At 45.6% G+C, this 14,204-nt stretch carries 10 protein-coding genes; 4 read left to right on the forward strand and 6 right to left on the reverse strand.

What is annotated here, in order from left to right:
- The first annotated feature begins 766 nt into the window (after positions 1-766).
- The 4 genes from QUB64_RS15660 to QUB64_RS15675 all read left to right on the forward strand — a co-directional run bounded on the left by QUB64_RS15660 (position 767) and on the right by QUB64_RS15675 (position 7,050).
- On the forward strand, positions 767-2,164 hold the full coding sequence (locus QUB64_RS15660; protein ID WP_333271463.1) for a CmpA/NrtA family ABC transporter substrate-binding protein: 1,398 nt from the start codon (positions 767-769) through the stop codon (positions 2,162-2,164).
- Between the two features lie 191 nt (positions 2,165-2,355).
- Positions 2,356-3,201, forward strand: coding sequence for a nitrate ABC transporter permease (ntrB, locus tag QUB64_RS15665; protein WP_333271466.1), 846 nt, complete (start codon positions 2,356-2,358; stop codon positions 3,199-3,201).
- Between the two features lie 382 nt (positions 3,202-3,583).
- The gene (locus QUB64_RS15670; protein ID WP_333271468.1) at positions 3,584-5,584 is read left to right on the forward strand and encodes an ABC transporter ATP-binding/substrate-binding protein; all 2,001 of its coding nucleotides are present in this window, start codon (positions 3,584-3,586) and stop codon (positions 5,582-5,584) included.
- A 620-nt stretch (positions 5,585-6,204) separates the two neighbouring features.
- Positions 6,205-7,050, forward strand: coding sequence for a nitrate ABC transporter ATP-binding protein (locus QUB64_RS15675; RefSeq protein WP_333271470.1), 846 nt, complete (start codon positions 6,205-6,207; stop codon positions 7,048-7,050).
- Positions 7,051-7,311: 261 nt separating this feature from the next.
- Here QUB64_RS15675 and QUB64_RS15680 read toward each other — a convergent pair whose 3' ends face one another.
- From QUB64_RS15680 to QUB64_RS15705, 6 genes are all read right to left on the reverse strand, one after another.
- Positions 7,312-7,554, reverse strand: coding sequence for a hypothetical protein (locus tag QUB64_RS15680; protein ID WP_333271473.1), 243 nt, complete (start codon positions 7,552-7,554; stop codon positions 7,312-7,314).
- A 202-nt stretch (positions 7,555-7,756) separates the two neighbouring features.
- The gene (locus QUB64_RS15685; protein WP_333271476.1) at positions 7,757-8,320 is read right to left on the reverse strand and encodes a Uma2 family endonuclease; all 564 of its coding nucleotides are present in this window, start codon (positions 8,318-8,320) and stop codon (positions 7,757-7,759) included.
- Between the two features lie 66 nt (positions 8,321-8,386).
- Positions 8,387-10,498, reverse strand: coding sequence for a leucine-rich repeat domain-containing protein (locus QUB64_RS15690; protein ID WP_333271480.1), 2,112 nt, complete (start codon positions 10,496-10,498; stop codon positions 8,387-8,389).
- Positions 10,499-10,667: 169 nt separating this feature from the next.
- Positions 10,668-11,804, reverse strand: a complete 1,137-nt coding sequence (locus QUB64_RS15695) for a DUF6745 domain-containing protein (protein ID WP_333271482.1) — start codon at positions 11,802-11,804, stop codon at positions 10,668-10,670.
- Positions 11,791-12,084, reverse strand: coding sequence for a hypothetical protein (locus tag QUB64_RS15700; RefSeq protein WP_333271486.1), 294 nt, complete (start codon positions 12,082-12,084; stop codon positions 11,791-11,793). The genes QUB64_RS15695 and QUB64_RS15700 overlap by 14 nt, the downstream gene beginning before the upstream one ends.
- 449 nt (positions 12,085-12,533) lie before the next feature.
- Positions 12,534-14,093, reverse strand: coding sequence for a DUF6745 domain-containing protein (locus QUB64_RS15705; RefSeq protein WP_333271489.1), 1,560 nt, complete (start codon positions 14,091-14,093; stop codon positions 12,534-12,536).
- Positions 14,094-14,204: the final 111 nt, after the last annotated feature.

A 14,204-nucleotide genomic window follows, 5' to 3' on the forward strand; every position in this document is an offset into this window, starting at 1 on the left:
ATCAAGGACTCGCATTCGGAACGCTCGAACCAATCTGATTATGGTTGTTCTTTCGACTTCACGCTTGACGACTTAACGCTTGACGACTTCCATCGGACTTCTACTTACCGACAATGGAATACTTGACCATTATGAGTTTTGAGTGTTTTGCTGGGAGCCTGTCTCTCAGCAAAACATTCAAAACTTGATTTTTTTCTCATATAAGCCCCGCATTCACGGGCGATCGCTCGATCGGCAGCACCTCAACCGCTTATATAATATTTTTGAAATATGGTCAATATACCAAAAGTATGAGATTTGCAAACTCATTGACAACAATGAGAATGCCGGCAGGGGGAAACTGCCCAAAAGCTTGCAGTGTAAGCTTTTTGTGAAATATTCCCGCTCGGGTCAAACAAACCACCAATACCAAGGACTACTTAATAAAACGCAACATCCTACAACATATACTTATCATTTAAATTTAATATTTGTTTTATAATTACAGCTACAGTACGGTAAACTGAATAATCAAGCCTGGAAAACGTGGAGCTCGCTGTTGGCGAGTTAACGCAACTTGGCCGATCGCAATATCAAGTTAATCAAAAGTGTAAAATCAGCAGGGATAGTTGAAAGACTTATGCTAGCAATAAATCTTTTGATCCCTCCTGCTTTCCCTGCGCTAAAAATAGTTTGCTAAAGGCCAATTAGCGAACAACAAAAAAGTGCTTTGATAAACTTCAGTGATGTCGTTACAGAAGATTATGTATTGGAGCGAGGCTAGGCTATGACAAAATTTTCAGAAAATTTTTCGCGGCGCAAATTTATCGTGACAGCAGGTGCATCTGCCGTCAGTTCCATACTGCTCAAAGGCTGTTTGGGAAATCCCCCCGAACCGAGTGCTAGTGCTGGCGGTGGTTCAGGTGCCGGCGGCGCAGTCCCTGCTGCCACATCAGCAGTTGCTGTGGCCAACGAGAAAAGAGTAGAAGGCATCGAAAGCACGAAGATTACATTGGGATATATCCCGATCGTCGAATCAGCACCTTTAATTATTGCCCAAGAAAAAGGCTTCTTTGCCAAATATGGCATGACCGAGGTGACAATTGCCAAACAAGCCAACTGGGGTTCGGCAAGAGACAACGTAGAAATCGGCTCCGCTGGTGGCGGCATTGACGGCGGCCAGTGGCAAATGCCGATGCCCTACTTGATTAGCCAAGGCCTGATCACCAAAAACAGCACCCAAATCCCGATGTACGTGCTGTTACAGCTAAACACTCAGGGAAATGGAATTGCGATCGCAGCCAAACATGAAGGTAAAGGCCTCGGACTCAAACTAGAAAAATCCGCCCAAGACTACATCCTCGGACTCAAGAAAGCAGGCACGCCCTTTAAAGCAGCCTACACATTTCCCAAAGCCAATCAAGATTTGTGGATTCGCTACTGGCTAGCAGCTAACGGCATCAATCCCGACGTAGATGTCGAGTTGCTAACAGTACCAGCCGCCCAAACCGTGGCCAACATGAAAACCGGCAGCATGGACGGTTTCAGTACAGGTGACCCGTGGCCCCTACGGATTGTCAAAGAAAAAATTGGCTTCTTGTCCGCCCTAACTGCCGAAATCTGGAAAGGACATCCAGAAGAATACCTCGCAATTCGCGGCGACTGGGTAGACAAACACCCGAAAGCTACCGAAGCCCTGTTAGCAGGAATAATTGAAGCACAGCAGTGGTGCGACAAACCAGAAAATCGCGCCGAATTGGTGTCCATTGTATCTGGCAAAAACTTCTTTGACGTAAAGCAGGAAGTTTTGCTTCCTCCTTACGAAGGCAAGTATGTCATGGGCGACGGCAAACCAGAAATTAACGACTTCAAAATGAGTACGCTCTACTGGAATGATGGAGTCGGTAACGTTTCCTATCCTTACAAGAGCCACGATTTGTGGTTCTTAACCGAAAGTGTGCGCTGGGGTTTCTTGCCCACAAAAACCTTGGCAGATTCTAAGGCAATTATCGGCAAAGTCAACCGCGAAGACTTGTGGAAAGCAGCGGCTAAATTAGCCGGAGTTGCTGATGCTGACATTCCCAAAAATACGTCTCGCGGCGTAGAGAAGTTCTTTGATGGCAAAGAATTTCACCCGGACAAGCCAGAAGATTACCTTAAGAGTATGGCAATTAAAAAAGTGTGATGGGTAGAAGCTTCCCATAACTTAGTCTCAAAAGAAACAGCAGAAACATCGGAGATTAGTCGTAGGGTGCGGATCCATAAAAAATCCCTAATTAAAGATCGACAATCTCACAGCGACGCACCTATGCCAAAACTTTGTAAAAATGGTATTAGTGTCGAAAAAAAACAGCATAAACACAGGAGATTAGCAACATGGCTGTCAGCACAAATCGGAGAGGCGGAGTCGATGTCCAAGGAGTCCTTGGCGAGTTTTGGAAGAAGAATTCCGCCAATATATTGCCGCCAATTTTAGGACTTTTGGGATTTCTGTTCGTTTGGCAATTCCTCTCGGGTACTGGAATCATCAAGTTGCCACCTCCGACTAGCGTTTGGACGGATGAACGGACGCGGATTTTGTTGATGTATCCTTTCATGAACTCCAAAACCTACGGAGTCGGCTTATTTTGGCAGACTTTGGCTAGTTTGGAGCGGGTGGCAAAAGGCTACACTCTCGCGGCCGCTGTGGGCATTAGCGTCGGGGTTCTGGTAGGTACGAATCCCTTTTTAAACAAGGCTTTAGACCCGATTTTCCAGTTCTTGCGGATGGTGGCGCCTCTGGCTTGGGTTCCCATCGCCCTAGCTGCATTGCAACAAAACGAACCTGCTGCTTTGTTCGTGATTTTTATTACCTCAGTTTGGCCGATTTTGATCAACACGGCTGAAGGTGTCCGTCAAATTCCCGACGATTACAATAACGTAGCGAAAGTGCTGCAACTGACTCAGAAGGAATATTACATCAATATCTTGTTTCCGTCGGCGCTTCCTTATATCTTCACCGGATTGAGAATTGCGATCGGTTTGGCTTGGCTGGCGATTATTGCAGCAGAAATCGTGATGTCGGGGATTACAGGTATTGGCTTCTTTATTTGGAATGCTTACCAGCAAAACTACATCAGTGAAATTCTATTAGCGGTGTTCTACATTGGGGCGGTTGGTTTGATGCTCGATCGCCTGATGGCGTGGTTGCAGCAAAAGATTGCTCCCTCTCAAGGCAAATAACTAACAGTTGTCAGTTGACAGTTGTCAGTTGACAGTTGTCAGTTGTCAGTTGGCAGTTGGCAGTTGTCAGTTGTTAGTTGTCAGTTGTCAGTTGTCAGTTGGCAGTTGTCAGTTGTTAGCTAAAAGCTAAGATCAAGTCCGGTAAAATAACTGCAATTTGGTTCGCAGTCATGACTTCAGTCCTTAACCTTTGTAAGAGAACTGAATTCCTCGCTATCGAAAAACGGTTCCTCAGTCTTTAAAGAAGACTGAAGTCCGAACGATAGAACCAATATTATTATGGCAGTTGAGCGATCGGCACTAAGATAACAGCTAAGAGTCAACAGTCAAGAATCATTAATCAAAAAATCAAGGACAAACCTACAAAAAAGGCAAGAAAACCATGTCAGTTTTGATTGCGGTAGATCAAGTCGGAAAAACATTTAATTTATCAGACGGCGGCACATACATAGCCCTCAAAGGCATCGACTTAGAAATTGAAAAAGGAGAATTCATCTCCTTAGTCGGACACTCGGGGTGCGGCAAATCTACGCTCCTAAATATGGTGGCAGGTTTGGATTTGCCCACAGAAGGATTGGTGACGATCGACGGACAAAGAATCACCCAGCCCGGGCCCGATCGCATGGTAGTATTCCAAAACTATTCGCTGCTACCTTGGCGGACTGTCAGAGAAAATATTACCCTCGCCGTAGACTCAGTAATGAGCGGCTTAGGTAAAGCCGAACGCCTCGACATCATCCAAAAACACATCGACATGGTGGGCTTGACGCCCCACGCCGAGAAGCAACCGGCACTCCTCTCCGGCGGACAAAAACAGCGCGTGGCGATCGCCCGTGCTTTGGCCCTGCGCCCCAAACTGTTACTCTTAGACGAACCCTTCGGCGCCCTAGACGCTTTGACTCGCGGCAACTTGCAAGAAAAGTTGATGGAAATCTGCCAAGAGTACCAAATCAGCGCCCTGATGGTAACGCACGATGTGGATGAAGCGGTGCTGCTGAGCGATCGCATCGTCATGCTCACCAACGGCCCAGAATCGAAGATTGGCGGCATCCTCGAAGTAGACATCCCCCGCCCGCGCATACGCATGGATGTAGTATCGCACCCCAGCTACTACGCCCTGCGCAGCGAAATGATTTACTTCCTCAACCAGCAGAAACGAGTCAAAAAACTGCGGGCGCGGAAAGTACCGGCGATCGCCCGCCACGGCCTAGAAAAAGTCAACCTGGAACTCGGCTTTATCCCCCTAGCAGCCTGCGCTCCCCTAGCGATCGCCAAAGAAAAAGGCTTATTTGCCAAACACGGACTCGATGAAGTCCACCTCGTGCGGGAAACAAGCTGGCGCGGCATCGTAGACGGCATCGCCGCAGGTTACTTAGACGCAGCGCAAATGCCCTCTGGGATGGCGATGTGGTTGAGCTTGGGAGGCCACCAAGAGCAACCGATACCGACCGTTACAGCCCTCACCATGAGCCGCAACGGCAACGGAATTACCCTAGCTCGGCGCTTTTACGACCAAGGGATTTACACTCTGGCAGATTTCAAAGAAATGCTGCGCAGAACCCCCGCGCAAACCCACCGCATGGGCATCGTTCACCCTTCATCGATGCACAACCTGCTGCTGCGCTACTGGCTAGCTTCCGGCGGCATTGACCCCGATCGCGATGTGTTGCTCAAAAACCTCCCTCCGGCCCAGATGATCGTGGACTTGCAAGGCGGCACGATTGACGGGTTCTGCGTTGGGGAACCTTGGAACTTGCGGGCCTCGATGGAAGGAGTCGGCTTTACCGTGGCGACGGATTTGGAACTGTGGCCCGGACACCCTGCAAAAATTCTCGGAGTTCGGGAAGAGTGGGCGAATGCTTATCCCAACACTCACATTGCTCTAGTCAAAGCTTTGCTGGAAGCTTCCCACTATTGCGCCGATCCGAGCCACTCCCAAGAGGTTGCGGAGATTGTCGCGGGACGGGAATACGTCGCTACTGATAAGAGTTTCATCCAACTCGGCGATCCCAGCACTACTGTTTGCAACCTGGATTCTCCAATGCGGGAATACGCCCACCACTTGTTTTCCGGAGACGGGGTGAACCGCCCAAGTCGCACCGAACAACTATGGCACATGGTGCAGATGGCGCGTTGGGGCGATACTGTGTTCCCCCGCAACTGGGTGGAAATTCTGGAGCGGGTGGTACGAGTTGGCGCTTTCAGCACGGCGGCGCGAGAGTTGGGGATGTCTGACATTACTTACAATCGGGGTTCTCTGCGTTTGTTTGACGGCTCGGTGTTTAATGCTGAAGATCCGATCGGCTATCTCAACAATCTGGCGATTAAACGCGATTTCACGATGGCTGAAGTGGTACTGGATGCGCGTCGCAGAGCTGCTTAGGAAGTGTGTTATTTTGAGTGGCCAGTTTTGAGGTAGAAAAAAGTAATTTGTAGGTTGGGTTGAGTCCCTAAATCCCACCTACAAAAAACTAGACGAGCAATTGCATTCATTCGATCGCTCTTCTTGAAATGCATCTGCGTTAATTTGTGTTGCATCTGCCTTACATAGCAACCGGAAAGGTAGTTATGATATTACGATAGACCCAATTGGTAGGGGCGGGTTCGCCAACAATTTATGGTAAAAATAAATGAGCTCATAAACCCGCCCCCACCCACCAACAATAAAAATGTACGGTGAATTTATTGGTAAAATGTTGATGTAAATAATGGCGTGGATGGGGCGGGTTTATGAGATTGTTTGTGGGTTTCATAGATAGTTGGTGAACCCGCCCCTACAGGATTTTGGGATATTTATTTGTGACGCGAACCCCACCACAAATAAAAATGTACGATCGCTACAATTTGTCCTAATCTACTTTCATCGGTTGCTAGATATGCGGTTAATCTATCAATCAAAGATTTATGCAATTCAAGTCTACTCTTTAGCACTGGCGACAAACTAACCATTCAAAACTCGATTATTTGCTATCGCTAATCACCCACTAACAATTTCCTAAACCCATGATTAATACTTCTGTCAACCAGACAAGCACCAAAACCCAAATCAAGTCTAAGAAAGATCGCCGCCAGCCTTTTTTGGTGATGGACAATGTTTATAAAGTCTATCCAAACGGTTACAGGGCATTAGAAAACGTTAACTTGACCGTAGCTGAGGGAGAGTTTATTACTCTGATCGGACACTCGGGCTGTGGGAAGTCCACACTATTAAATATGGTGTCCGGTTTTAGCCATCCCAGCGACGGCACAGTGTCGATTAACGGGCAGCGGATTGTGAAGCCGGGCCCCGATCGCATGGTAGTGTTTCAGGGTTACGCTTTGCTGCCTTGGCGCACGGTGTTTGAGAATGTTTATATTGCCGTTAACGCTGTATTTCCTGAGAAGTCGCAGGCCGAGAAAAATGAGATCGTCAAAGAGCATTTGGCGATGGTGGGACTGACAGAAGCTTCTGAGAAAAGACCTCCGCAAATTTCTGGGGGGATGAAGCAGCGGGTGTCCATCGCCCGCGCCTTAGCAATTCGCCCCAAGGTGCTGATTTTAGACGAACCTTTCGGTGCTTTGGACGCAATTACCAAGGAAGAATTGCAGGAAGAGTTGCTGAAAATCTGGAACGATCACCGCTGTACGGTGTTGATGATTACTCACGATATTGACGAAGCGCTGTTTTTGGCCGATCGACTCGTGATGATGACCAACGGCCCGTCAGCAACGATTGGCGAGGTTCTGGAGATTCCTTTTCCTCGTCCGCGCGATCGGGTACAAATGATGGAAGATCCCGAATATTACAACTTGCGGAACTACGCCCTAGACTTCCTCTTCCGCCGCTTCGCTCACGATCACGATGCTTAAACCCTTTGAGATTGGGGATTGCTGGCCAAAATAAAGCCCCAGCATTTCCCCACTTTCAGGGGAACATCGCTGTGTGCGAAATTTTCCCGATCTGCTTGGGTAAACTGAAGCTTAATTGTTGGGGATAAGTTTTTCCGGAAGATTTGGATCTTTTTCTCAACTTTTACGTCAATCGGCTTAGAGACCCGATTGCCTAGCTTTCGGTAAGCTGGCATGAATTTAGCTCACCTTTGACTGAAGGTGGGCTTCTTTCTTATGTTATTAACAGTTTTTGCTAAATTGATGGTTTGGGCATTCCACCATTTTAACTGGCACAGGGCGAATATTGATTAGAGTTTTATGGATTAAGATTTTTGCCAAGATAGCAGTTTCTGTAGGGAAACGGCACTGCCATGTCCGGCGTGGGGTTCTGCTTTTAACAACATAATCGGGTAGGGAAACGGCAGTGCCGTGTCCGGCGTAGGGTTCTGCTTTTAACAACATAATCGGGTAGGGAAACGGCACTGCCGCGTCCGGCGTGGGGTTCTGCTTTTAACAACATAATCGGGTAGGGAAACGGCACTGCCGTGTCCGGCGTAGGGTTCTGCTTTTAACAACATAATCGGGTAGGGAAACGGCACTGCCGCGTCCGGCGTGGAGTTCTGCTTTTAACAACATAATCGAGTAGGGAAACGGCACTGCCGTGTCCGGCGCGAGGCTTATTAAATCAATTAATCTTCAACCAACTAAACAACTCGGCTGCGGATAACTGCCAATCACCCAATACGCTGAGAACAGGTAAAATATCGGTATCTGATTTAAATTCAGGCAGTTGATTCGGCTGAAAAACTATTACTGATTTATCGCCCGGATCTGCAAACCAACCCAATTTAGTGCCGTGATTAATCGAAAAAACAATTTTCTTAATTACCTGATTCGGAGATTGGTCTGGTGACAGAATTTCTATTATCCAATCCGGTGCAACTTCAATACGGTTGGCAATTTCTCCATCTTCATCAAGAGGAATTCTCGACCATTCAAAAACAGCAATATCGGGAACGATCGATCGACCCCCAAACGTACAGCGCAACTCGGGAAAAGCATGAGCTAGTTTGCCAGGTTTTCCCACCCGATTAATCCCGGACAATAACTCATCTTGAAGTTTGCTATGTTTTCCTTGCGGCATGGGTTTTTGAGAAATTTGACCGTCGATGTACTCGCTTGCCGGTTTAGTTTCTGGCAACTGCAAAAACTCTGCAATAGAAATCGTTAACTTGGCTGCAACTACCATAAATCAGAACTCCTAAAATCATCCTCATGAACTAACAATCGGAAATTATATTGCTGCTGCTTGCTTTCAAGTTTGCACGGAAAATTCGTCTGAGTCAATGTCCCAATTTACCCAGCGAATTGCCTCGCGGGCGGATGTCAGATCCGGCGGCACTCGCAACGCATGAATGAATCCCGTGCTCGGACAAGTCATTTTTAACAGATGAATCGGCTCAACATCAGCATTTTCGATTTGTAGTAAAGTGTATTCTTGCCACGAATCTAATTCGGTTGCTTGCAATTCGGAGCAAATTCTAGCATAACTAATACCTTGAATTAATACTCGCCTGAGTTCAGCATTTTCTTCCTCTAAAAGCCATTTTGCTTCCCAAATTTTGGGGTGAATTTGTCCGTATTTTTCAGGTAATGTTACACCGTGATATGAATAGATTTTGTAGCCGTCGGCAAATTCGATCGCGCTTTCCCCTTCTGCATGGAGGCGGTATTCGCGATCGAGGGAAAGTTTGATGGGGCGCGAGCACACATAGCAGACATTCTCAAACGCAAAAATCCAGCCGCATTCTACTAAAAGCTGCTTTAGAGATTCAAAAAATTTTTCTGACTCTGGTTTAAGAATCATGCCCAAAGCAGAAACACAGAATTCAGCCATAGCTAGATCTTCAGCCAAGTATTTTGGAGTAACGATCGACATTGTTGAGTATCTCCGATAGTCGCGCCACAAGTCGGGGAATATCGATTTCAATTGTTGTTCTAGCTGTCTTTCCCATTCGAGCGATCGTGAAAGTCCCAACCATAATTCTGTTATTAATGTAAATGGAAAACAAGCAGAATCGAGCCGTCGATCGAGTTGTATTTTAAACTCATTATCTTTTTGTTTAGACCTTTCTAATCGCAAGTACGCTTCATGCGGGCTACTGCAAAAAGTTATTTCTGGGGTTTTTAAATCCAGACAATCGCAGACTGTTTTAAGGGCATTTGAGGCTTTGGAGTGCTTTATTGGTTCGGTAGAGTTGGCGAGAATTCCCCACTTTTGACGGCAAATTTCGATGATAGCTTGGTGTTGGGATGTAAGGTTTAAAGTCAAATCCTTCAAACGAGTGAGATATTGTAGCTGTGCGATATCTGATATTGGATTGTTTGCCAAATTCAGATAAGTCAAATTAGTCAGATATTTCAGGGATGTTATATCTGATATTTGATTTTCGCGCAGTTCCAGATCGGTCAAATTAGTCAGAAATTGCAGGAATGTGATGTTTGATATTTGATTTTCGCCCAGATTAAGACGAGTCAAAGTAGTCAGAGATTGCAAGTGCGTGATGTCTGATATTTGATCGCTATCGAGAACCAGATCGGTCAAATTAGTCAGAGATTGCAAGTCTGTGATGTCTGATATTTGATTTTGGCCCAGATTAAGACGAGTCAAATTAGTCAGAGATTGCAAGTGCGTGATGTCTGATATTTGATTGCGCCCCAAAGACAGAAAAGTCAAATTAGTCAAAGATTGTAGGGGTGTGATGTCCGATATTTGATTGTGGCCGAGAGTCAGAGAAGTCAAACTCGTGAGAGATTGTAGTGGTGTGAGGCTTGATATTTTATTGCGGTTCAGAAACAGCAAAATCAAATTAGTCAAAGATTGCAGGGGTGTGAGGTCTGATATTTTATTTTCGCCCAGAGTCAGAGAAGTCAAATTAGTCAAAGATTGCAGGGATGTGAGGTCTGATATTTGATTGTGGTCTAGAGACAGCGAAGTCAAATTAGTCAGAGATTGCAGCGGTGTGAGGTCTGATATTTTATTGTTGTACAGAGTCAGAGAAGTCAAATTCGTGAGAGATTGCAGGGATGTAAGGTCTGATATTTGATTGTGGTTTAGAGACAGCGAAGTCAAATTAGTCAGAGATTGCAGCGGTGTGAGGTCTGATATTTTATTGCCATGCAGATCCAGATAAACTAAATGAGTCAAAGATTGCAGGGGTGCGAGGTCTGATATTTTATTGCCATGCAGGTCTAGTTTATTCTTACTTGATAGTATCTGGTTCGCTTCATTAATGTCAGAAGTGCCCGCCCACTTTAACAGTTCCTCAACTGTATGTTTGGCTGCTTCACAAAGGCTATCTTTGTGCAAGCACCAGTCTGCAAAGCTGTTGAAAGTTATCGATGGTTTTGGTTGTTGTTCTGACATAAAATTGTTGTAAATTAGGAGAATATCAGACTAGGACTTACGCACGGGTGGCCAGAAACCGGGTTTTTTACGAAGATTATTCGATGCAGCCGGCAGATTAACGAAAAAACCCGGTTTCTTGGATCTTGGTGAGTCGAGGACTGTACTTGTTAAACAGGGTTGGGGAGTTTTAAGTTTGCACAGAAAATTCGTCAGGCTCTATTCCCCAATTTACCCAGCGAATTGCTTCTTTAGCCGATCGCACATCAGGAGGCACTCGCAGCGCATGAATGAATCCTGTGCTCGGACAGGTCATTTTTAACAAAACAACTGGTAATGGGTTCCCAGCGGTATCGAAATCGTCCTCAAAATCCATTTTTAATAGGGTATATTCCTGCCAAGTGTCTAATTCTGTGGCTGCTAGTTCTTGACAAATACGATCGCACCCGATGCCCTGAATTAACGCCCGCCGAACCTCTGCGTTGTGTTCCTTGAGTATCCATTTAGACTGCCACTCGTGGGGGTGCAGGCGGCCGTACCATTCGGGTAAAATCACGCCGTGATAGGCGTAAATTGCAAAACCGTCGGCAAATTGTACGGCTGGTGCTGCTTCTGCGTGGAGGCGGTGGTTGCTGTCTGCGGAAAGTACGATCGGCTTTTCGCACACAACACAAACTTTGTCATAGGGAAAAATCCAGCCGCAAGTCTTAACAAGGGATTGAAAGATTGTCCAGATATTGCCGTAGGAGTGGGTGCAATTCAACACGGAAATGCAAAAATCTAACAAACTGCCGCTACCAGCCCATAACTCTGGTTGAATGCAATTATCTAGTTGTTTGTTGAGATGGGCGTACTGCAAATATCGCGCCCGCTGTCCGCTCAAATCGTTCGGTAATTTGCTCGCTATTTCCATCGCTAAATGCTCGCGCAGGGGACTCCACAGTTGGCTTTGCAGTTGGGTGTAAAGTTCATTTTCGAGTTGATTTTGTAGCTGACGTTTTAGCTGGCTTTCTAGTTGTCCGCGCAGACAACTTAGCAGTTGTTTTTCGAGTTCGCAGCGCAGTTTGCTTTCTAATTGGCTGCGGAGGTGACTTCTCGGTTTGTCTGCGTGGCTGGCGATGATATTCGCAGCTTGGTAAGGACGATCGACAAAAATGATTTCTGGTGCTGGGAAGCCGATCGCCCTGTAAGCTAGTTTAATGGTTTCCGCAGCGTGCGATCGAGCGATCGGGCCTGTGGAAAGCGATCTCGCCCTCCACTTTTCGCGATAAACTGGAATCTGAGTTTCTTGTGCTGGCGTAAGTTTTTTAACCTTAGTCTGAGACATACCGCCAACCTTGTGGCTCGTATTCCCGCTGAATTCGCACCATCCAATTACCTTCAGGAATGGCGATCGCGCGGTGCTCTTCGTGACTCAATAAAGCTGTGGGCGAAAGCACTCGCAAGTACAGAGTACCGTCTTTTTCGTAAAGTTCAGCTTGTCCCTCAATGATGCGGTGAGAATGTCCCGTGACTTCACCTTCGGCGAGGGTGAGGTGAGGTTTTTTGTCTCCTGCGATTTGCTGTACCGGGGTGAGAATTACGTCGCCTTGTCGGATCGGTTGCATAGGTTTTTTCTAATTTTTGTTTGCTGGTTTGTCTGGGATGCACGGGCAGTCAGAAACCGGGTTTTTGGAGAAAATACTCGATTCGAGCCTTTAATCTCGATAAAAACCCGGTTTCTAGGCCTGTTGGTGCGTCCGAGATTGGTATTGTCGATCGGGCTTTTCTACCACCATTTTATACTACATTGGTAATACAGGAGCGTCAAGGGGATCTAGAAACCATATTCCATAACTGTTTGGTACAGTGACAGGGGTTTGGTTCGAGGGTGAAAGTGCGATCGACGGAAACAGAAATGCTATAATTGATGCCAGTTTCGAGAAAGTCGGCTGGGTGGGGGCGGGTTTATGTAGATTGTCGGTGGGAGTTGGAGGTTGTTGGCTCACGGGCCCCTACAGGAATTACGGTTAATTTGAATCGCGGTTTAAACTGGTGACTATTATCGCCCCAAACTTCAAGTTTGCACCGAAAACTCCTCATAATCGACATCCCAATTTACCCAGCGAATCGCTTCCCTTGCAGATTGCATATCAGGCGGAACCCGCAAAGCGTGAATGAATCCGGTGCTCGGACAAGTCATTTTTAACAGATAAATTGGCTCTTTTTCCTGTGGATTGAAGCCATCAATATCAACATCAATTCTTAGCAGCGTGTATTCTTGCCAAGTATCTAAATCTGTTGCTTGCAATTCTTGGCAAATTCGGGCGTAGCCAATTCCCTGAATTAAGACTCGCCTTAATTCAGCATTGTCTTCTGCTAAAATCCAGGTAGCTTCCCATTGACTGGGGTGAACTTGTCCGTATTTTTCGGGCAAAGTTACGCCGTGGTAGGAATAGAGTTTGTAACCGTCGCTAAATTCGATCGCGCTTTCGGCTTCTGCGTGCAGGCGGTACTCGCTGTCGAGGGAGAGTTTGGTTGGGCGATCGCACACATAGCAAACTTTCTGAAATGGAATAATCCAGCCACATTCTGCTAAAAGCTGTTTAAATGATTCCAAAGCTTTTTGTATCTCCTCACTAAAAACCATGCTGAATTCAGCGATCAAGAATTCAGCCGCGCACATATCTTCAGCAACAGATGCCCTATTAACAACGATATCAGTTGAGTATTCATCATAATCTACATCCCAGAAAAATTCAGGCAATAAATGACTTTCCCATCTAGCAATTGGAAAGATATCATTTTCTGTTGGGTTTATTCCTAAACCTGTCTCTCTAGTAAATTCTATAAAATTCAAGAGGCAAACAACATTTTGGATTTTTCCATAAAATCGTTCCATTAACTCATGTTGACTTAACAAAGGAATTTTTAGGCTTTTTAATTTTGTTATCGCGGAGTGAGGGCTGCTGCAAAAAATTATTTCAGGAACTTCTAAACCTACGGTAATATAAGCAGCTTTGACGGCGGCTGCGGCCGGAGAGCGATCGAGGCTATGGGTGGAGTTAACGATAACTGCCCACTTTTGAGCATATTCTCTAAAAATAGCCGTTTGTTCTGATGTTAAGTTAAACTCCAAATTTTCCAAAGTATTCAGATAATTTAGAGGGATTAAATTTGATATTTGATTGTCGGCTATCCCCAAATAGATTAAATTAGTTAAGGATTGCAAAGGAGTTATATCTGATATTAAATTATTGCCCAGATACAGAGTATCTAATTTAGTCAAAGATTGCAGGGGAGTTAGGTCGGATATTTGATTGTCAGATAAATTAAGATAAATCAAATTAGTCAGAGATTGCAGGGGAGTTAAATCTGACACTTGATTGCCAGATAAATTTAGCCAAATCAAATTAGTCAAATATTTTATGGCAGTTAGATCTGATATTTTATTGTTAGATAAGTCCAGATCCGTAGTCTCTAAAAGTATTTCATTTGCCTCCTGAGACTTAGAAGTGTAAGCTTCATTTAACAAAATTTCAACAGTATGCATAGCCTCTGGCGAAAGACTTTTTTTGTGCAAGCACCAATCGGCAAAGCTGCTGAATTCTGCGGGATTTGGCTGTGGTTCTGACATAGCAATATTATTTTTAATTTGTTCCGAAAATCAGAAGTTTTTGTCAAACTGCAAGCGTATCGTTTCTGCTGGTATGGGAATAATATTTTTCGGAGTCTAGTGCGAGCGAAT

Origin of the sequence: Microcoleus sp. Aus8_D2, from assembly GCF_036702665.1 — a bacterium.
In the GTDB taxonomy this organism is placed as follows: Bacteria; Cyanobacteriota; Cyanobacteriia; order Cyanobacteriales; family Microcoleaceae; genus Microcoleus.

Excerpts from the sequence above, each read along its gene's own strand:
- QUB64_RS15660 (WP_333271463.1), top strand. The coding sequence starts at position 767 with ATGACAAAATTTTCAGAAAATTTTTCGCGGCGCAAATTTATCGTGACA.
- ntrB (WP_333271466.1), top strand. The coding sequence starts at position 2,356 with ATGGCTGTCAGCACAAATCGGAGAGGCGGAGTCGATGTCCAAGGAGTC.
- QUB64_RS15670 (WP_333271468.1), top strand. The coding sequence starts at position 3,584 with ATGTCAGTTTTGATTGCGGTAGATCAAGTCGGAAAAACATTTAATTTA.
- QUB64_RS15675 (WP_333271470.1), top strand. The coding sequence starts at position 6,205 with ATGATTAATACTTCTGTCAACCAGACAAGCACCAAAACCCAAATCAAG.
- QUB64_RS15685 (WP_333271476.1), bottom strand. The coding sequence starts at position 8,320 with ATGGTAGTTGCAGCCAAGTTAACGATTTCTATTGCAGAGTTTTTGCAG.
- QUB64_RS15690 (WP_333271480.1), bottom strand. The coding sequence starts at position 10,498 with ATGTCAGAACAACAACCAAAACCATCGATAACTTTCAACAGCTTTGCA.
- QUB64_RS15695 (WP_333271482.1), bottom strand. The coding sequence starts at position 11,804 with ATGTCTCAGACTAAGGTTAAAAAACTTACGCCAGCACAAGAAACTCAG.
- QUB64_RS15700 (WP_333271486.1), bottom strand. The coding sequence starts at position 12,084 with ATGCAACCGATCCGACAAGGCGACGTAATTCTCACCCCGGTACAGCAA.
- QUB64_RS15705 (WP_333271489.1), bottom strand. The coding sequence starts at position 14,093 with ATGTCAGAACCACAGCCAAATCCCGCAGAATTCAGCAGCTTTGCCGAT.